We start from the raw sequence: 19302 nt of genomic DNA, 5'->3' as shown, positions 1-19302 counted from the left end.
AACTCTAAAATTGTAAAAACTCCTCCAGCGAAACCGTTTTCTGCTCCCCGGCTTCAATATCTTTATAGGTAACATTTCCGTTCTTGATCTCTTCTTCACCGAGGAAGACCAGATTTTTAATTCCTTTCTTTTCTGCGTAGGTAAACTGTTTTCCGATCTTGGCAGCTTCGGGATACAGTTCGGCAGAAACTCCTTTTTCTCTGAGTTGTTTTATTAATTTCAGGGCTTCTACGATTTCATCTCCTCCGAAATTGGCAAACAGGTATTCTACTTTTGAAGTAGCCTCTTCGGGGAACAGTCCCAACTCTTCCATGACAAGATAAATCCTGTCTAAACCGAAAGAGATTCCGATTCCCGGAATATTTTTAACCCCGAAAACCTCCGTAAGGTTATCATATCTTCCGCCACCACCGATGGATCCCATCTGAACTTCATCCGCTTTTACTTCGAAGATAGCTCCGGTGTAATAATCCAATCCTCTGGCAAGCGTAATGTCGAATACCAGATTCTGGATATTAACGCCTAAATTTAATGACTGAGTAATTACAAACTCCAATTCTTCAACACCTTTTAATCCGGTTTCGTTTCCTGCAAACTTTTCTTTAAGCTGCAAAAGGTTCTCCAGAGCGTCGTCTGACTGTGTAAAAAGAAAATCCAGTTTATCAATAGACTCCTGAGCAATCCCTCTTTCAAGAAGTTCCTTTATAACACCTTCTTTTCCTATTTTATCTAATTTGTCAAGAGCTACCGTAAAATCAATTAATTGGTCGGTAATTCCTGCAAATTCTGCTAATCCGGAAAGTATTTTTCTATTATTAATATGAATGGTTACAGAAACACCCAGTTCCGTAAATGACTTTAAATACAATTGAACCAAATCTATTTCCTGCAAAAGACTTTCACTTCCCACCACATCGGCATCACACTGGTAAAACTCCCTGAATCTCCCTTTTTGAGGACGGTCTGCCCTCCAAACCGGCTGAATCTGGTAACGCTTGAATGGAAATGTAAGCTGATTGTGGTTCATCGCTACAAATCTTGCAAAAGGTACGGTAAGGTCATAACGAAGAGCCTTATCTGAAATCTGCGAAGTTAATTTCTGATGGTTTTTATCTTCCCAGTCCTGCTGATTTACTTTTGAAGTATAATCTCCTGAATTTAAAATCTTAAAAATCAGACGGTCTCCTTCTTCTCCATATTTTCCCGTTAATGTCGAAAGATTTTCAAAGCTCGGGGTTTCCAGTGGCTGGAACCCGAATAATTCAAAGTTTTTCTGTAAAATATTGATGATATATCTTCTTCTGGCAATTTCTGATGAGGTAAAATCTCTCGTTCCTTTTGCTAAACCTGGTTTCATTCTATAATTGATAAATGATGATTAATGTATAAGTGTTGCAAAAATAAGGAATTGAACTGACTTTAAAACTAAAATCCAAAGCCGAAGAAACAATCTTCCCCAGCTTTGAATTTCTTCATCATTTGTATTTTTGCCCGATATCAGATGCTTTCTAAAATTTCCAGGATTTCTTCACCGTAATTTTCAATCTTGTGTTTCCCAAACCCTTTGATATCCAGCAGTTCTTCTTTCCGTGCAGGTTTATATTTGGCCACGGACATGAGTTCTTTATTGGTTGCAATAAAATAGCTTGGCAGATTCTGTTCTTTTGCCTTATCAGATCTCCATTCCTTCAGGGCATAGAGAATTTTCTCTTCATCCGAATTCAGTTCTTCGCTTTCTGCTGCATATTTTGCATGCTTCGATTCTTTTACAGTCGTAACCGCCATTTTCAAGCTCTCAAAATACAGAATCACGGACCAGTAATTTTCGTCATTTACAAAAGCTGTTTCTACTTTTACGACCTGATGTTTCCCGAGAAAATCATCAAGTGTCTGCTGATCATGATGTAAAAACTCCTGATCCAGCCGCACTTTAAAAACTTTTACTTTCATCGCCTGTGTTTTTATTTATTTACCTCCCAGAAGCAGAATCTCATCTACTCTGATTTCCGTGATATAGCGTTTTACACCGTCCTTATCATCATATGATCTGTACGTAAGTTTTCCTTCGATGGCAATTTCTTTTCCTTTCGTAACATATTTCTGAAAAATCTCTGCCGTTTTACCGAAAGCAATGAGATTGTGCCATTGTGTTTCTTCTACTTTTTCGCCTTTCGCGTTGGTGTAGTAATCGCTGGTAGCAAGAGATACGACTGCTTTGCTGTTCCCATTTTCGAAGTTTACCATTTCAACTTCTTTTCCTGTGTAACCAATCAGTGTTACTTTGTTTCTTAGTGACATAATTTCTGTTTTTTAAATTAATAATTCAGATTAGGGACGTTCACTGTTTTTCCCAGATCTCTGTTGCAAAGATTGGGGAAAGCTGAAATTCAAGCCGGTACCAAACTGTTTAAATTCGTTTGTAGTCGTTTGAAAACGAATAAAGAAAATGATCATCAATTTTTATCCGTTTGAAAACGGATAATTCCGTACCTTTGAGTATTATGAAAAAAGCGATTAAAAGAACATTCAGGGTATCAAAATATGTAATTTACAGGGAGACGCTTGTTGATTATAAAGAACATTTCTGGTCTTTTCTGGGCGCTTTTTTCGGAATTGGAATTATTGCTTTTATACAGTCGCATTCCGTATCAGCAACAGAAAATATATTTCTGATCGGATCTTTCGGAGCATCGAGTGTATTGATCTACGGTGCAATACAGAGTCCGCTTGCGCAGCCGAGAAATCTGGTAGGAGGTCATGTGATCTCAGCTTTGGTGGGTGTTACCATTTATAAGCTTGTTCCTGATATTATCTGGCTGTCGGCTCCTCTGGCAGTCGCTTTTTCGATTGTCCTGATGCAGTATACCAAAACGCTTCATCCTCCCGGCGGCGCTACAGCACTCATTGCAGTAAGTTCCACCGGGAAAATCCCTGAACTGGGATTTTGGTATGCGTTATCGCCAGTTCTTACCGGATGCCTCATTTTATTGCTTACAGCACTTTTTTTCAATAATATAACGCCCAACAGAAGTTATCCTGCTCACAGCAGATTTAAAAAGCTAATAAAGAAAAAACATGCTCACCCACACAAATTGAAAAAATAAAATTATGGATTGTCTTGAATGCGGCGAAAAAATCATCGGAAGATCAGACAAAAAATTTTGTAACGATGCCTGCCGAAACGCTTACAACAACAAACAGAATAAGGATTCTAACAATTTGATGCGTAATGTTAATAATAAACTCCGCAAAAACTACCGTATTCTTTCCGAGGTAAATACGGACGGAAAAGCAAAAGTACCCCGCTCAAAACTTGATGGTTTGGGTTTTGATTTTGAATATTTTACCAATCTGAAAGTGTATAAAAATGGTTCTGAATATAAATTTATCTACGACTATGGCTATAAACTTCTGGATGACGATTTCATTTTAATTGTTAAAAATCAGTCATAAAAACATAATCTAATGAAAGATATTATACTGATCACGGGAGCCGGCGGGCTTATTGCCCGGGAGCTTGCTAAAAGGCTTGAAAAAAATTATACCGTTCGTTTCTTAACACGGCGCAAAAGGCGTCCTGATGAATTCGAATGGAATATCAGAGAAAAAACAATTGATGAAAGCGCTTTTGATGGTGTTTCGCACGTTATTCATCTGGCCGGAGCCAATATTTCTGAAAAACGCTGGACCGATGAACGAAAGAAAGAACTCATTTCCAGCCGGGTTGATTCTGCTGACCTGATTTTAAAAACACTGCAAAAGAAAAATATTAAGCTTAAATCTTTTATATCCGCTTCAGGAATAAATTATTACGGAACCAAAACTACAGATCAAATTTTCACTGAAAATGAAGGGCCCGGAAATGACTTTTTAAGCGAAGTAGTAGTATTGTGGGAGCGGGCTGCGGATCAGTTTAGAGAACAAAATCTGGCGGAAAGAGTGGTTAAAATCCGTACTGCAGTGGTTCTTTCTGAAAAAGATGGGGCTTTAAAGAAAATGTTGCCACCGATTAAGATGGGAATTGGTTCTGCTTTAGGCAGCGGAAAACAATATATGCCCTGGATTCATATTGATGATATTTGTTCGATCTATGAGTTTGCCTTAACAAATCAGGATATGGATGGAGCGTACAATGCCGTTTCACCACAACACACCAGCAATGAGAATTTAACTAAAAAGATTGCAGAAGTTATAAAAAAGCCACTTTTTATGCCTAATGTTCCGGGATTTGTTTTAAAACTTATCTTTGGAGAGCTTGCCGATGCATTATTGGAAGGTTCCAGATCTTCTTCGGAGAAAATTCAAAAGGCGGGGTTTCGTTTTGAATTCCCCGATCTAAAAAATGCCCTGGAAAATTTATTAAAATAATTATCAAGATTATACAATCTATGCACAATACAAACGTTCAGATAGAAAAGACCGAAATATTATCAGACAACTGGTACACGTTAAAAAAGGTAACGTTCAGCATTAAGAAAAAAGACGGCAGCTTTCAGCAGCAAAGCCGTGAAGCGTATGACCGGGGAAACGGTGCGGCCATTTTACTGTATGATAAAAGCACGGGAAATGTAATCCTCACCCGACAGTTCAGATTGCCTTCTTTTCTTAACGGAAATGAAACAGGAATGATGATTGAAGTCTGTGCCGGACTTCTGGACGATGATAATCCTGAAGATTGTATTAAAAGGGAAACCGAAGAAGAAACCGGCTATAAAATTTCTCACGTTGAGAAGATTTTCGAAGCATATATGTCACCGGGTGCTGTCACAGAAATTCTTCACTTTTTTATCGCTGAATATTCGAAAGATATGAAAATAAATGATGGCGGCGGACTTGATGATGAAGGTGAAGATATTGAAGTGCTGGAACTTTCTTTTGAGGAAGCTTTGCAAATGATTGACACTGTAGCGATTAAAGATGCCAAAACCATTATGCTGCTACAATATCTAAGACTTAAAAACATCATGTGAAAATCTTTAAAATTAATATGAACATCATGAAATTATTATACACAGCCAGCCTCACCTTACTTTTATCAGCATCTGTTTTTGCCCAGAAAACAGAAAAGCCAGGACCAAAAGATAAGTCCGCTATCGAACATTTTAAAAATGATTACAAAAAGAAAAACTATAAAAAGTTTAACGGAAATATTGTCGTAAAAGATAACCAGATCTTGTTTGACGATAAAGTTACTTTTTACGATAAATCCGATAACATCACCAAAGCCGTTCTTCAGGAAGGACTTATTTACCCTCAACTTTTAACCGATTTTCAGGTTGATAAGTTTGAAAATGAAGACAGCGACAGAACCCAGAAAAGATTTGCCAAGCTGCAAAAAAACTGGAAGATTGCTTTTGACGTAAATAATATAAGACTTTATAATGCTTCCGAGCTCGTTTTTTTAAGTGATAATGAAAAGATAAAACGCCTTAAAATACTTTGTAAAGATCCTAAGTTCCTCAACACGATGGTGTATTATATTGAACTCACCAACAAAAATGCGGTGAAAGATACCCCGCTTCAGGATTTTATTAAGGATGCTAAAGTGACGCATATTTTTCAGAAGACGGAATGAGGGCAAAAACAGATCGCCATACTAACAATATAAATAAATATTTTTTAGTAATAATCTTTATTCTGGTTCCGGTGCTTCAAAGTTTTTTTCTGAAACCTTTCATAGAGGACTTGTATTTAAGTGAGGATATAAGAAACTTTAAAGCCTACTCTTGGAGGTATACTGTTTCGATTTTTATAATTTTTTCAGGAATTGTAATTTTCCTGACAAGGAAAAATATAAAAGCTGTATACATTCCTTTAATGATTTTAATGTTGATTATATTCGGAATCGGATTTTATTTCAGCTTACATTCTTTTATAGATAATGTTTTGCTTTTAGTAAATTCTAAAACACCTAAATCGGAAATTATAAAAAGCTATGAAATAATTAATCACACTGAACAGAAAATTTTTTGGCTACATGGTGTAAATTCTATTCATATTTATGATAATAATGATCTGGAAAAGATTAACAATTACAGAATTTCAAAAGGGTTAAAATCAATTTACAATTATCGAAATAATGATACGATAAAAATGAAATTTCAAAACGGCTGGTTTGATGTAAATTATCTGAATTAAATATTGAATTGAATTTGAATTAAAAAAAATAAAATTATTTTCGCAGACTGTGAGCAAAACGATAAGTTACAAGAAATATTTATTGAAACATTAATGTTAATTCAAACAAATTAATAATGAATAAGTTATATTCCAATTAAATACCCTAATTTTGCATCCCGAAAAAAGGATCCAACCATATGAAAAAATTAGGCGAATACAGAAAGCTTCTTGAAGTTGATAAAAATGTGACACTGAAAGAGCTGAAAACCATTTACAGGAATACGATGAAAGATACGCATCCTGATAAATTCATCAATGATGAAGCCGGTAAGCTGGAAGCGGAAGAGAAAAGTAAATCGGTAATTGAAGCCTATCATTTTCTGGTGAGCATTAATCCGGAAACTCAGGAGAAATACAAAGAAGAATATACGGAAACGACAACTACCTCCAATATTCAGGATTTTTACCTTGAAAAATCAATTCTTACGATTCAGCATCTGAACGGTAATATTTACGAATATCTTGGAGTTCCGAGAAATACGTATATTAAAATGGTGAATGCAGATTCGCCAAGCCGTTTTGCGAGAAGACATATCTACGGCAGCTTTGTGTTTCGTAAGGCAGGTGAAGTAATGGCAGATTAAATCTTACGATTTACCAATATATAAAGCTTTCGGATTATTCGGAAGCTTTTTTTAGGAATAAATAGTAACCTTAACGAAAAGAATTACAAAGTTTTTTTAGAATTATAGAAAATATTTTTTGTTCGCAAAGGCTGAACTAGGTTCGTAAACTTTCAGTTTATACTCAGCCATTGAGCATTGATGTTTATTATTTTTTTACCTTATTACCAATTTCAGAAATTGCTTCTTCGTTTCGCTCATCGCAATGACGAAAAAAGCGCACCATTTCTGATGCGCTTTTTTCGGTTAATTAAGGTTGTTATATTAATCTAAATGTTTTGGCGTATAGCCGTCTTCACTCAGTTCTCTGTGATCATATTCTGCTTTCATTTCAGCATCATAATCTACTTTTTCGTTTTTACCCATTCTTCTAAGAATAGAATCAAACAGTGAATACACTACCGGTACGATAATCAAAGTCAGGAATAGCGACGATGTCAAACCACCAATAACTACCCACGCCAAACCTTTGTTCATTTCTGCTCCGGCTCCTGTTGCCAATGCAATTGGTAACATACCGATAATCATCGCAATTGTCGTCATCAGGATCGGACGAAGACGTGCATGGTTGGCCTGTACTAAAGCGTCATGTGTATTGGCACCTGCTGCTTTTCTTGCGTTTGTAAAGTCTACAATCAAAATCGCGTTCTTGGCAACGAGACCAATCAACATGATCATCCCCAACATGGTGAAAATGTTCAGTGAATTGGCTGTTAGGGCAAGAATCACCATTACCCCGATCATCGCCAAAGGAATAGAGAACAATACCACAAACGGATACACAAAACTGTCATATAAAGAAACCATTACAAGGTATACCAATACAATGGCGGCCAATAAAGCGATTCCCAAGGTACCAAAACCTTCCTGCTGGTTTTCCATATCTCCGCTCCAGATATAATCTACTCCGGCCGGTTTGTTTTTACCATCCATAAATTGTTTTGCCCATTCATTGGCAACATCTCCTACCGGTCTACCTACTGCTTTTGCTCTTACTTTTACGGAAGGAGATTTGTCTCTACGCTCAAGCAAGCTTGGTCCTGATCCCATTTTAACTTCTGCAAACTGGCTCAGACGAATCTGCTGCCCCTGCGGATTGGTAAACATTAAGTTTTTAACATCATCAATAGACTGTCTGTTGGCATCACCAAAACGGATATTGATATCGTATTCGTACTCTCCTGCTCTGTATTTTCCGTCTGTATTACCGTTAAATGCCGTCTGCATCGTCTGTCCTACACCGGAAAGGTTTAAACCTAAAGAAGCCATTTTATCTCTGTCGATGTTCACCTGAACTTCAGGATTTCCGGTATCGGTAGATAATTCTGCATCTACAGCTCCCGGTACTTTTTTCAGCAGTGCTAATATTCTAGTTGCTTCTTTTACCGCTGTTTCGTTATCCGGAGCAGTAACTACCATTTCGATCGGTGCATTTTCAGCTCCCAGGATCCCGATTGGAGCAGTTTTAAATTCAACTCCCGTAAATTTCTCTTCTAACGCTCTTTTTATTTTAGCAGCTTTGATGTTCGTACTTTCAGAACGTTCGGATTTATCCGTTAGGTTTACCTGAACCTCCGACTGATAAGATGTAGCCTGGGCTCCACCAAAACCGGTCGACTGCTGTCCTACTGTTGTAATAAGATCTACTACATCTTTGTCGTTTCTTAAAAACTTTTCAACGTCCAGTGTCAACTGGTTTGTTTTTTCAACGGTTGCATCTTTTGATAATTCCATCTGAACAAGGAACTGGCCTCTGTCGATCGGCGGGAAGAACTCACCCCCGATAAATCCGAATGCTACCAGCATGAAAGAAGCAATCAAAACAACGAATGTAATAACAACTGTAGAAATTCTTCTTAATGTTGTTTTCAGACACCATTCCAGAATTCCTGTAATCCAGTGTGTAAATCTGTCGATTAATCCTTCGAACCAAAGAATGAATTTTTCGAACCAGTTTTTACCTGTTAAATGTTCCAGCTTACCAAATCTTGAGGATAACCAAGGAATAATGGTAAATGAGGCCAGCAATGACAGTAATGTTGCAATAACTACCGTGACGCAGAACTGTGCCAGGATGTTAGCAACCAAACCTGAGCTCATTGCAATCGGAAGGAATACCACTACAATTACCAATGTAATTGCCGCAACGGTAAATCCGATTTCGGAAGCTCCGTCGTATGCTGCACGGATCTTGCTCTTACCCATTTCCATGTGACGGTAAATATTTTCCAAAACTACAATCGCATCATCCACAAGGATACCTACCACGAGCGAGAGTCCCAGTAAACTCATTAAGTTCAGCGTATAGCCCATCAGATTCATTCCGATAAAGGTTGCGATCAACGAAGCCGGAATGGAAACCATTACAATGAATGCGTTTCTGATACTATGAAGGAATAACAACATTACGATGGCCACCAAAATAATCGCCAGGAATAAGTCGAAAATAACGTGGTTGGCAGATTCCAGGGTAAATTCTGTACTATCATTAACTACTTTTACTTTTATACCCTGAGCTTTGTAGGTTTCCTGAACGGTTTCGATCGTCTTCTGAACGCTTTCCGACACTGTAACGGCATTTGCATCAGATTGTTTTTTTACCTGCATCAAAATAGTTGGAAACTGATTGAATCTTGCTACTTTTTCAACATCTTTCTGGGAGTCGAAAACCGTTGCAATATCTGATAAACGAACCTGTGCTCCGTTTTTACTGGAAACCACAAGATTGTTCATTTCATCAATCGATCTGTATTTACCGGATAATCTGATCGTAGATTTTGTAGTTCTCGTTTTAATGCTGCCGGTAGGGAAATCAAGGTTTGAAGAAAGAATGGCCTGCTGTACATCTCCTATAGAAAGTCCGTACCCCTGCAGTTTTTTCTCATCTAGATTAACCTGGATCTCTCTTTCCTGTCCACCCACAAGGTCTACCTGAGCCACACCGTTTACACGGGAGAAAATAGGTTCTATTTTTTTATCTAAAAGATCATAAAGATCTTTGCTGTTTAACTTGTCTGATGAAACACTCATCGTAATGATCGGTAAATCATCCAGTGAGAATTTATTCAGAGACGGTGCATCCACATCATCAGGAAGGTCTGCAAGGATAGCGTTCACCTTTCTCTGAGCATCATTTAAGGCATAATCTACATCGGCTCCGTCATTCAGCTGTACCATGATTACGGATAAGCTTTCGTAAGAGGAAGATTCTACTTTTTTCACGTTTTCCAAAGAACCAACGGCATCTTCGATCTTTCGGGTAACGGACGTTTCTACCTCTGCAGGTGAAGCTCCCGGATATACCGTAGAAATCGTTACCATATTGGTTTCGAACTTCGGAATCAATTCGTATCCCATGAGTGTATAACTCAGGATACCTCCCAGCGTAAGAATCGTAAATAATACGATCACCAACGATGGTCTTTTAATCGATATTTCTGCTAACTTCATAGATCTTCTACTTTATGATATTTACTTTAGATCCGTTATCCAGGTTGATCTGTCCGCTGGTTACCACCTGCTCACCACCATTCAGCCCGCTAAGAACCTGAACTTTATCTCCGTATACTTTTCCTACTGTTACTTTGATCAATTTTACGGCTCCATTCTGAACAACAAATAACTGTCCTGAACTAACACCGTTTACAAAGGCTTCTGCAGGAACCGTCAGCATATTTTGGGTTTCAGCACCATGGTTTGTTTTAAATGTAGCTGTTGCGTACATCCCTGCTTTCAGATTTCCTTTGTTCTGAACTTCAATTTCAACAGGGAAATTTAAAGAAGCATCACTTTTTGGAGCGATAAATGTAATTCTGCCCGCAAAAGATTCTCCAGGCAATACATTAACACTGATTGGCACTTCCTGGCCCAGCTGTATCTTACCGATCTGGCTTTCATCCACTAAAACCGAAAGTTTCAATGAATTGATGTTTACAATTTCAAATAAGGAAGTACCCGGAGCGACTACCATTCCCGGCTCCACCATTTTCTTATTGATGGTACCGCTGATTCCTGCACGTACGCTGGTATCGTTTACTCTAACACCTTGCGCTCTTACCGCTGCCTGAGCATTTTTGAGCTGCAATCTCGAGTTATCAAGCTGCTGTTTTGTAACCCCTCCTGTTTTGAAAGCATTTTCGTAACGCTGATTATCAATGATAGCATTCTGCAAGTTGTTCTGAGCTTGGGTAACATCTACTTCGATGGCATCTTTTTTAATAGTCGCCAGAACCTGTCCGGCACTTACCCTGGATCCTTCTTTTACCAAAACACTTACAATTCTTCCGGAGATTTCAGAAGACTGGTTAGATTCCTGTTTTGGAATAAATGTTCCGTTGGCGGTATAATCTGTATCTATATTTTCTCTGGAAACGGTTACCACATTCACGTTGATTTTGTCAACCTGCTTGGCAACCTCTTTCACTTCCTGGGTCTGTTTTTCTTTATTCCCTGCAATCTTGTACGCCGCTAAACCGACCAGTACAGCTGCCACGATAATATATATTAGAGTTTTTTTCATTGTAGTTTATTATGGGTTTTGTAATGTGTTTAATTGTCCTTTTGCCTTGATTAATTTAATTTCAGCCTGTTTGTAATCTAATAAAGCATTTGCATAATTCTGTTTAGCCTGTGTAAGTGCATTTTCAGCATCCAGAACTTCGGTAAGTGTTGCAAGACCGTACTGATAGTTGGATTGTGTATTTTTCTGAACTCTTTCTGCAAGGCCTACATTATCTTTTGTGCTTTCAATATTAATGATCGCATTTTCCATATTGCTGATGGCATTTTTATAATCGAGGTCAAGACTTTCTTTGGTATTGTTGATATCCTGATCCAGATCCTGAATGTCAATTTCAGCCTGCTGAATTTGTGCTCTTGTAGATCCTCCGGAGAAAATCGGAATTTTAATTGCCAGACCTATCGATGCATAATCACTCCAGTTGGTTCCCTGAGCGCTTCCCGTAAAATACGGAAATTTATTGCCCAGTCCCTGCCATCCGTAATTCGCCTGAAGACCAACGGTAGGATACAGTAAAGCTTCGGTTGCTTTTTTATTGTACTGCAACAGCTCTTTTTGCTTGTTCAAAACTTTAATTTCTGAACGTTCCTCCAGATTGGCAGCAGTATTTAAAAGAGTTGTATTCGGTTCAATTGTTTTTTGTTCCAGTTCGATAGGTGTACTGATGGGAATACCCATATAGAATTTCAGTGCATTTTTTGAAACTTCCACGGCATTGATAAGCTGCTGCTTATTTGAACCTATATTGGTAAGCTGAACGTTGGTACGGTCAAGATCGATAGATTTTGCCAGCCCGTTATCTACAAGACTTTTGATTACATTTCTCACTCTTTCCGTATTGGCATAACTTGCTTCTACAGTTTTAAGGTTTTCTTCCTGAACAAATACCTGATAATAGGCTGTTGCTACGTTTTCGATAATCTGTTCATTGGTGAGCTCCGAATTGAGCAGATAAAATTCTCTGGTAGACTTGGCAGCTTTTAATCCTGTAAATACTCTCTGGTCAAAGATATTCTGATACAATGACACTGAATTTACGGATTGCCATTTTGTTCCGAAAGTTACCGGAACCAGCTGGCCCGGCATCCCGATGATTTCGCCGGGAAGCACAGAGGTCTGAAGGATCGGGTTAAAAGTATTGCTGATATTGGCACTGATCTGCGGAAGGGCTCCGGCTCTGGCCTCATCAATTTTGTACTCAGCTTTTTTTACCTGCAGGGCAGCTTTTTTGGCCTCCGCTTTATTCTGAAGGGCCTGTTTGATGGCCTCCTGAAGGGAAACCTGCTGCTGTGCAGATAGTGATGAAAAGCCGAAAATCATAAATGCAGCCGCTATTCCTATTTTTAGCTTTTGTGCAGTTATTCGTTTTCTTTTCATAATTTTATACTTCGTTTATTTTTTTTAATGTAATTGCTGTTGCTTTAGTTTATTTCTAAAAGACGAATCATTTTTTAAAATACTTTAACATTATTTAATTTTTAAATAACATATTTAAGATGATGTCTTTTCTTTCTGAAATTATTTTATCGAATTCCACTTCGTCAATCATCAGGTTTTCCATCAGTAACGGTCTTACAGCACTTGGGAAAACCAGCAGAGAAATCATATTGAGCACAAACTGAATCGGTGCCATCTTTTCTATATTTCCCAGCTCCATTTCTGCTTCTACTTCTTTGTACAGTTTTTTCAGCTCATCTTCTTCGATGTCTTTCTTCTGGCAGTTTCCTTTGTTGATCTGTGAAACAATATAGGTTTCCAGATACGGATACTGAAGGCTTGTAGACAGACTTCCCTCAATAAACTGTCCGATCTTTTCCTTAAAAGGCAGATCAGAATTCATAATGATTTCAGACTTTTCGTGTTCTACTTTCTGCGCTTCATCAAAAATGATCTGGATCAAATTATCTCTTGATCGGAAATAATAGTTGATCAGCGTTCTGTTGACCCCGGCCTCATCAGCAATCTCCTGCGTGGTGGCATCAAACTTCCCCTTCACAAAGAATAGATTCTTCGCGGTTTCCTTGATTAATTCCTGTGTTTGGTCTTTTTTTGTTTGATTTGACATTTTTGTTAAACAAATTTGTGCAAATATAAATCAATCAAATGTTTTGACAAAATTGTTAAACAAAATAATTAATAGAAAATATTATGATATGCATCAGGTTTTAACATAAAGATTTTGTATTACTCATATTTAATCTTTAAAAAGTGGCTGTTTTGTTATATTTGCCGGAAAATTAATAACCAATGCAAAGAATATTATTTCTGTTGATTTTATGGTGCTGGGGATCTGTGTTTTCTCAGAGCAAATTCCCTCAAAATAACGATTACTATTTTTATGAGAATAAAGGTCAGATTATTGACCAGGATGGAAATGCAAATCCAGATGTAAAGTATTTATTTCTTTCTAATGGTCTGAATGTTCAGCTGAAGAAAAATGGGTTTTCATATGATGTTTATGAAGTAAAGAAAACTGTAAATCCTAATTCTTCAAAGTTCAAAAAAGATAAATCGCTAGAAGGCAAAACTTATTATGAAGATGAATTTTTGTATGAAAATTTATACCACAGAATTGATATTGAACTTTTAAATTCAAATAAAAATGCATCTATTATTGCAGAAGGAAAATCTCCAGATTACAATAATTATTTCAACATTCCCAATCGACCAAAAGGCGTAACAAAGGTTCATCACTTTAAAAAAATTATATATAAAAATATTTATCCGAATATTGATTTAGCTTTTTTTAAGCCAAATGATACTTTAAAGCCTGTTGAATATAATTTCATCATAAATCCGGGAGGGAAAATTTCTGATATTAAAATGAAATTTAATGGTGCTTCAACATCAATTAAGGATAATAAACTATTAATGAAAGTCCGTTTCGGGGAAATGTATGAAGACATTCCAAACAGCTGGATTACCGGAAATAAAAAAGAAAATATTAATGTTACTTTTAAAGATCTTGGTGATCAGACTTTTGGATTTAATGCTCCTATTAATACTTCGAATAAGACCATTGTAATTGATCCTGTACCTACGAGAATCTGGGGAAGCTATGCGGGAGGTTTTGGAGATGATTACGGAAGAATTAGAACTGACATTCAAAATACCGGCTATCTAATAGGATCTACAACAAGTTATAATAATTTTGCAACTTCAGGAGCATACCAACAAAACTTTGCAGGTGGGATTGATGCCTTTTTAATAAAAATTACTAAAAATGGGCAAAAACTTTGGGGTACCTATTATGGCTTTGGAATGACAGACTATTTTATGGATGTTGATTTTGATGAAAATTTTAATATTTATGCGGGAGGGGCCGTCCAAAGAGGACCATATAATAATAATATTGTACTGGTTAAGTTTAACACTAACGGAGATCTGGTTTTTCAGAAAGAATTTACTTCAAGCAGTAATGATAAGCTGTATTCTGTGTCTTATAATCAAAATCACGTATACATCGCCGGTGATTCCTTTAGTACCGATTTTCCAACTGTAAATGCCATGCAGCCAACAAAATCGACCCCATCAGGCTACACAGATGGTATTTTGGCATCTATAAATGCCTCTACAGCAACAACAAACTGGGCAACCTATTTTGGAAACAGTGACGGATCAACTTCCTTTTTTCAGATTATGTCATCTGCAGACAATCTTGAATTAATGGGGGCAACACAGTCATCAAATATTCCAATGGTCAACGCTTTTCAACCGCTGAAGGCCGGCGGTTCTGATGGTATTTATATCAGGCTTTCAAAATCCGGTAACACAATTCTCAGGTCAAGTTACTATGGTAATGTCGGAGATGAATTTATTATGAAGGGCAGAATCGTAAATAATATTCTGATTCTTCCCGGAAAATATTCTACAACTAGTTTTCCTACAGGACAACCTGGTATATGGAGGATCAATCTAACAAACAATTCAATTTCAAAAAACTATTTTAATTTTGACGGTGGTTATCAACTCCTTGCCTATCCGGATGCCTTCGGTAATGTTTTCTTTACAGGATTACACTCAAATGGGCAAGCTGATATTTCAACACCGGGCGCCTATATGGGGTTTCAGGCCTCGCTTTTCTCTACATTTATGATTAAATACAATCAAAATGATATTAAAGAATGGGGAACCTATTATACCGGAAACGCAGCAACCCAACAAGGAGAGGTTATAAAAGATAATGAAGGTGCGATTTATTTAACCGGAATGTCCAGTGGAAACATTTCTGGAATTGCAACTCCGGGAACATTTCAACAATCTGCTGGCGGAGGTAATGATATGTTTATTGCAAAGTTTCAGGATTGCACATCCTCTGGTACAGTAACCTCCAATTCCCCGGTATGCATTAATTCAGACATTCAGCTTAATGCGACTGGCGGAACAGCTTATAACTGGACCGGACCAAACGGATTTACATCCACACTACAAAATCCTACAATACCAAGTGCAACAGCAATTAATTCAGGAACGTATACGTGTCAGGTTACAGGTTCGGGAGCTTGTGATGGAATTTTCACCGTAAACGTAGTTGTAGGTGACACAACACCGCCGGTCCCAAATGTTTCAACGCTTCCAATCATCACAGGAAACTGCCATACGGTAATTTCAGCAATTCCTACAGCCACAGACACTTGCGCCGGAATCATTACTGCAACTACAACAGATCCACTTTCTTACTCCCTTCCCGGAACATATGTAATTCACTGGAATTATAATGATGGAAACGGAAATATTTCATCACAAAATCAAAATGTAATCGTAACTGCACCAGCTTTGCCAACTACTGCAAATCCCCAGCAAACTTTCTGTGGAAGCAATCATCCTACGATTTCAAATATCCAGATTACAGGACAAAATATCAAATGGCATGATGCAGTTGGGAATATTTTAGCACCAACTTCATCACTTGTAAGTGGGCAAACATATTACGCTTCACAAACCATTAACGGTTGTGAAAGTGATAGAACTGCTGTTCAGGTAACCATTAACGAAACACCAAAACCAACAGGAAATCCAGCTCAGGATTTCTGTGCTTCTTCAAATCCAAAATTATCTAATTTAATTGTTTCCGGTACTTCGTTAATATTTTACGATGCCGCAGGTAATGTTTTACCCCTTACGACTCCATTGATTCATGGGGTAACGTATTTTGTAACACAGACTTTAAACAATTGCGAATCGGAAAAATTAGGAGTTTCGGTAACTCTTTCTGCAAATAATGTTCCTGCCAATGATTATTCTGCAACAGCGTGCAACAGTTCAACGGCTAATTCAATGGTTGTAAATCTTACTTCATATCAGTCCAATATTGTAGCTAATCCTGCAGTATATACTTTTACCTATACCGATGACCTTGGGAACCCCATTACCAATCCGTCCAACTATACACTGAATGTCGGTTCAACAGTTATTCATGTAAAAGTCACTACAGCAGACGGATGTTTTACCGTAATAAGGTTAAGCCTTACACTAAATCCTAAACCTACGCTTAATCTTCCTGAAAAAATTGAATTCTGTAAAGGCAAAACCGTAACACTGGATGCAGGGAGCGGATTTGCAACTTATTTATGGAGTACGGGAGCAACCACCCAGACTATTACAGTTTCAGCAGCAGGGAATTATTCTGTAACGGTAAGCAATAATTTTGGATGCCAAAGTACCGACCAGGTTCAGGCAAGTTATATCATATTGCCGGAAATTACGGCTGTAACGGTTAATAATGGATCCGCAACGGTTACGCTTTCTGCAGCCGGTAATTTCGAATATTCCCTGGATAATTTTACATGGCAGACTTCAAATATTTTTACCAACTTAAATATCGGCGAGTATACTGTTTATGTAAGAACCAAAGAAGGCTGCTTTATCGGACAGAAACCTTTTTCGATTTTCAATATTCCTAATGCTTTTACTCCGAATGGAGATGGATACAATGATAAATGGAAAATCGCCGGACTGGAAAATTATCCAGGTACTGAAGTAAATGTGTATGACAGAAGAGGAATACCTGTTTTCAAAGAAGTGATCTCCAAAAAGCCGATGGAATGGGACGGCAAGCTTAACGGGAGCCCGATTCCTACAGGAAATTACTGGTACACCATTAAAGTTTCCGACGGCAGGATTTATACCGGCTGGCTGATTATTAAAAACAGAGAATAAAAAAAGAGCAGAAAATTCTGCTCTTTTTTGTTTTATAATAATTTGATTTTATCGTCAAGGATATCAATAACTTTATCTTTATAAAGTCCGCCGACGGCTTTTTTGAAATTCTTCTTGCTCATCTGCAGTTCATCTTTGATCTCTTCAGGAGAAGACTTGTCGGAAAGATATAGCAGACCGTAGTTTTCTTCCAGCTTGTCCAGAATTTTTTTTCTAAATTCATCAATATTTTCAAAACCTTCCGGCTGAAGTGAAACATCTATCTTACCGTCTTCACGGATGGTTTTGATGTAACCGGTTTCTTCGGATAAAGGATAAAGCTTTTTAAATACATCCGAACTGTAAATGAGACCTATATATTTTTTATTGATAACCACATTCCAGCCCAGCTCACTTTCGTTCATCATGATAAGATCTACTTTATCTCCTTTTTTGAACGGCAAATCCTGATATTGCGGATTTCTCTTAAACTTTGTAGTCCCAGTTATCAATTCAAGGTCTTCATCAACATAAATGTGCACAAGATATCTTTTGCCTTCAACGATTTTTGTTTTCTGCTGTTTGTACGGAATAAAAAGATCTTTGATAATTCCCCAATCCATAAAAGCACCGCTCGGAAGACTCTGCACACAGCTCATTACCGCAAACTCCCCTACTTCTGCCAAAGGAATTTCTGTAGTTGCCTTCAGTTTGCTGTCATCCTGATACACGAAAACCTCCATTTCATCATCTATTTCTTTATCTTCCTGAATGAAAATTTTCGGTAAGAAAGCTTTTTCACCCGATTCATCCGTTAAGATCCATCCTGAATTATTTTTATCTGAAATTTTTAAAGTCTGAGTTTTTCCGAGTTGCATTGATAATAAAATTAGTGGGTAAAGGTACGGAAATATAAGCCGAACTTGCAAAAATGAAAAATGAACAAAAAAAGAGGAAAAACTTCCCTCTTTTAGTTGAACTGATATTTAAATCAGATGTTTATAATGTAGAAATATAATCCATCAGTTCCTTTCTGCTGCTTTCAAAATCCAATGCTTCTCCAACAATAAAATATCTTTGCTTATCTACGCACTTCGAAAATAATGATTTAGCCAAAGCCAGTTTATTTTTATCAAAGCTAAGGTCTTTCACCAGAATGCTAATCTGTTCGGAGGTAAACATTGCATGACGGCCCTGCTGACTGATAAATGCCAGTTTTTTATCATCAAACCAGGCTCTATCCTTCATTGTATCCATAAACTGCTGAAATGTCTGATTGTCCATCACATTAGGATAGTTTATATTTCCGCTGTTACCGTAAGGATTATTCCAGACGTCATTCCAGCTGTTGAAGCCGTAAGACTGAACAGGGTAAGAATCCAGCAAAAATAAACCTTCATTGGTAAAAAAATCAAGAACCAGTCTGCTGTTGTTTCTTACGTTAAGGGTAGTTCTGTACAACAAATATCCGCTTTCGTAGATTGAAATGGGGATTCTTCCTGCCGGCAGATCAAAAAACCGGAATTTTCCTGAATTATTAGAGATAAACTGATCGCCTATTTCCACACTGAAAAAGCCCTGCTCCGGAATTCTGAGAAATACCTCAGAATAACCATACTCCTGGTTCCACCGATATTGTGGATTGTTTGTTCTGAAACCATTATTTCCCTGATTTCTGAAACCTGAATTATTTTTAGTTTTTACATCGGATTTTTTATTATTCATAGACCCGATTTCAGTTTTGGATGCCTCATTTTTCAGAAGCTCTCCTGCTTTTCCTGCTTCCTGTGCAAATGAGCTGGCTGCGAAGAGAAGCAAAACACTTATACATATACTTTTCAT

General features: G+C 37.5%; 17 protein-coding genes. 8 read left to right on the top strand and 9 right to left on the bottom strand.

Going from position 1 to position 19302, the window contains the following annotated elements:
* Positions 1 to 4: 4 nt before the first annotated feature.
* The 3 genes from hisS to ACYT6F_RS13490 all read right to left on the bottom strand — a co-directional run bounded on the left by hisS (position 5) and on the right by ACYT6F_RS13490 (position 2298).
* Entirely contained in the window at positions 5 to 1357 is a 1353-nt protein-coding gene (gene hisS, locus ACYT6F_RS13500) for a histidine--tRNA ligase (RefSeq protein ID WP_472598181.1), read from the bottom strand.
* A 140-nt stretch (positions 1358 to 1497) separates the two neighbouring features.
* Positions 1498 to 1950, bottom strand: coding sequence for an HRDC domain-containing protein (locus tag ACYT6F_RS13495; RefSeq protein ID WP_472598180.1), 453 nt, complete (start codon positions 1948 to 1950; stop codon positions 1498 to 1500).
* 15 nt (positions 1951 to 1965) lie between these two features.
* A complete protein-coding gene (locus ACYT6F_RS13490) occupies positions 1966 to 2298 on the bottom strand; it encodes a single-stranded DNA-binding protein (RefSeq protein WP_169230764.1) in 333 nt (110 codons plus the stop codon).
* A 203-nt stretch (positions 2299 to 2501) separates the two neighbouring features.
* Between ACYT6F_RS13490 and ACYT6F_RS13485 the strand changes: the two genes are divergently transcribed.
* The 7 genes from ACYT6F_RS13485 (at position 2502) to ACYT6F_RS13455 (ending at position 6764) form a co-directional block, all read left to right on the top strand.
* Positions 2502 to 3104 (top strand): HPP family protein, encoded by a 603-nt coding sequence (locus ACYT6F_RS13485; RefSeq protein WP_472598179.1) that lies wholly within the window; start codon positions 2502 to 2504, stop codon positions 3102 to 3104.
* Between the two features lie 4 nt (positions 3105 to 3108).
* On the top strand, positions 3109 to 3453 hold the full coding sequence (locus ACYT6F_RS13480) for a hypothetical protein (protein ID WP_185194804.1): 345 nt from the start codon (positions 3109 to 3111) through the stop codon (positions 3451 to 3453).
* A 12-nt stretch (positions 3454 to 3465) separates the two neighbouring features.
* Positions 3466 to 4368 carry a TIGR01777 family oxidoreductase gene (locus ACYT6F_RS13475; protein ID WP_472598178.1) on the top strand — a complete coding sequence of 301 codons (903 nt, stop codon included), beginning with the start codon at positions 3466 to 3468 and terminating at the stop codon, positions 4366 to 4368.
* Positions 4369 to 4388: 20 nt separating this feature from the next.
* A complete protein-coding gene (gene nudK / locus ACYT6F_RS13470; RefSeq protein WP_472598177.1) occupies positions 4389 to 4970 on the top strand; it encodes a GDP-mannose pyrophosphatase NudK in 582 nt (193 codons plus the stop codon).
* A 26-nt stretch (positions 4971 to 4996) separates the two neighbouring features.
* The gene (locus ACYT6F_RS13465; RefSeq protein ID WP_472598176.1) at positions 4997 to 5575 is read left to right on the top strand and encodes a hypothetical protein; all 579 of its coding nucleotides are present in this window, start codon (positions 4997 to 4999) and stop codon (positions 5573 to 5575) included.
* Positions 5572 to 6138, top strand: coding sequence for a hypothetical protein (locus ACYT6F_RS13460; RefSeq protein WP_472598175.1), 567 nt, complete (start codon positions 5572 to 5574; stop codon positions 6136 to 6138). Before ACYT6F_RS13465 ends, ACYT6F_RS13460 begins: the two co-directional genes overlap by 4 nt.
* Before the next feature lie 179 nt (positions 6139 to 6317).
* Positions 6318 to 6764, top strand: a complete 447-nt coding sequence (locus ACYT6F_RS13455; protein ID WP_169230769.1) for a KTSC domain-containing protein — start codon at positions 6318 to 6320, stop codon at positions 6762 to 6764.
* Positions 6765 to 7067: 303 nt separating this feature from the next.
* On the opposite strand, the gene ACYT6F_RS13450 is transcribed toward ACYT6F_RS13455, so the two are convergent.
* The 4 genes from ACYT6F_RS13450 to ACYT6F_RS13435 all read right to left on the bottom strand — a co-directional run bounded on the left by ACYT6F_RS13450 (position 7068) and on the right by ACYT6F_RS13435 (position 13387).
* Positions 7068 to 10253, bottom strand: coding sequence for an efflux RND transporter permease subunit (locus ACYT6F_RS13450; RefSeq protein ID WP_472598174.1), 3186 nt, complete (start codon positions 10251 to 10253; stop codon positions 7068 to 7070).
* A 7-nt stretch (positions 10254 to 10260) separates the two neighbouring features.
* On the bottom strand, positions 10261 to 11322 hold the full coding sequence (locus tag ACYT6F_RS13445; protein ID WP_472598173.1) for an efflux RND transporter periplasmic adaptor subunit: 1062 nt from the start codon (positions 11320 to 11322) through the stop codon (positions 10261 to 10263).
* Positions 11323 to 11331: 9 nt separating this feature from the next.
* The gene (locus tag ACYT6F_RS13440) at positions 11332 to 12699 is read right to left on the bottom strand and encodes a TolC family protein (RefSeq protein ID WP_472598172.1); all 1368 of its coding nucleotides are present in this window, start codon (positions 12697 to 12699) and stop codon (positions 11332 to 11334) included.
* 94 nt (positions 12700 to 12793) lie between these two features.
* Positions 12794 to 13387 carry a TetR/AcrR family transcriptional regulator gene (locus ACYT6F_RS13435; RefSeq protein WP_169230773.1) on the bottom strand — a complete coding sequence of 198 codons (594 nt, stop codon included), beginning with the start codon at positions 13385 to 13387 and terminating at the stop codon, positions 12794 to 12796.
* Positions 13388 to 13569: 182 nt separating this feature from the next.
* Here ACYT6F_RS13435 and ACYT6F_RS13430 point away from each other — a divergent pair, with 182 nt between their 5' ends.
* On the top strand, positions 13570 to 17481 hold the full coding sequence (locus ACYT6F_RS13430; protein ID WP_472598171.1) for a DUF7948 domain-containing protein: 3912 nt from the start codon (positions 13570 to 13572) through the stop codon (positions 17479 to 17481).
* A gap of 32 nt (positions 17482 to 17513) precedes the next feature.
* On the opposite strand, the gene ACYT6F_RS13425 is transcribed toward ACYT6F_RS13430, so the two are convergent.
* Both ACYT6F_RS13425 and ACYT6F_RS13420 read right to left on the bottom strand, forming a co-directional pair.
* Positions 17514 to 18338, bottom strand: coding sequence for a CvfB family protein (locus tag ACYT6F_RS13425; protein WP_472598170.1), 825 nt, complete (start codon positions 18336 to 18338; stop codon positions 17514 to 17516).
* A gap of 121 nt (positions 18339 to 18459) precedes the next feature.
* Positions 18460 to 19302 carry a DUF4476 domain-containing protein gene (locus ACYT6F_RS13420; RefSeq protein WP_472598169.1) on the bottom strand — a complete coding sequence of 281 codons (843 nt, stop codon included), beginning with the start codon at positions 19300 to 19302 and terminating at the stop codon, positions 18460 to 18462.

It is taken from the genome of Chryseobacterium sp. NG-CE01 (assembly GCF_055695505.1).
This window is presented reverse-complemented; position numbering and strand designations above follow the sequence as displayed.

Bases quoted from the DNA above. Each gene is read 5' to 3' on its own strand.
- ACYT6F_RS13480 (WP_185194804.1), top strand. From the start codon at position 3,109: ATGGATTGTCTTGAATGCGGCGAAAAAATCATCGGAAGATCAGACAAA.
- ACYT6F_RS13420 (WP_472598169.1), bottom strand. From the start codon at position 19,302: ATGAAAAGTATATGTATAAGTGTTTTGCTTCTCTTCGCAGCCAGCTCA.
- ACYT6F_RS13465 (WP_472598176.1), top strand. From the start codon at position 4,997: ATGAAATTATTATACACAGCCAGCCTCACCTTACTTTTATCAGCATCT.
- ACYT6F_RS13495 (WP_472598180.1), bottom strand. From the start codon at position 1,950: ATGAAAGTAAAAGTTTTTAAAGTGCGGCTGGATCAGGAGTTTTTACAT.
- ACYT6F_RS13450 (WP_472598174.1), bottom strand. From the start codon at position 10,253: ATGAAGTTAGCAGAAATATCGATTAAAAGACCATCGTTGGTGATCGTA.
- ACYT6F_RS13430 (WP_472598171.1), top strand. From the start codon at position 13,570: ATGCAAAGAATATTATTTCTGTTGATTTTATGGTGCTGGGGATCTGTG.
- ACYT6F_RS13455 (WP_169230769.1), top strand. From the start codon at position 6,318: ATGAAAAAATTAGGCGAATACAGAAAGCTTCTTGAAGTTGATAAAAAT.
- ACYT6F_RS13435 (WP_169230773.1), bottom strand. From the start codon at position 13,387: ATGTCAAATCAAACAAAAAAAGACCAAACACAGGAATTAATCAAGGAA.
- hisS (WP_472598181.1), bottom strand. From the start codon at position 1,357: ATGAAACCAGGTTTAGCAAAAGGAACGAGAGATTTTACCTCATCAGAA.
- ACYT6F_RS13445 (WP_472598173.1), bottom strand. From the start codon at position 11,322: ATGAAAAAAACTCTAATATATATTATCGTGGCAGCTGTACTGGTCGGT.
- ACYT6F_RS13490 (WP_169230764.1), bottom strand. From the start codon at position 2,298: ATGTCACTAAGAAACAAAGTAACACTGATTGGTTACACAGGAAAAGAA.
- ACYT6F_RS13440 (WP_472598172.1), bottom strand. From the start codon at position 12,699: ATGAAAAGAAAACGAATAACTGCACAAAAGCTAAAAATAGGAATAGCG.
- ACYT6F_RS13485 (WP_472598179.1), top strand. From the start codon at position 2,502: ATGAAAAAAGCGATTAAAAGAACATTCAGGGTATCAAAATATGTAATT.
- nudK (WP_472598177.1), top strand. From the start codon at position 4,389: ATGCACAATACAAACGTTCAGATAGAAAAGACCGAAATATTATCAGAC.
- ACYT6F_RS13425 (WP_472598170.1), bottom strand. From the start codon at position 18,338: ATGCAACTCGGAAAAACTCAGACTTTAAAAATTTCAGATAAAAATAAT.
- ACYT6F_RS13475 (WP_472598178.1), top strand. From the start codon at position 3,466: ATGAAAGATATTATACTGATCACGGGAGCCGGCGGGCTTATTGCCCGG.
- ACYT6F_RS13460 (WP_472598175.1), top strand. From the start codon at position 5,572: ATGAGGGCAAAAACAGATCGCCATACTAACAATATAAATAAATATTTT.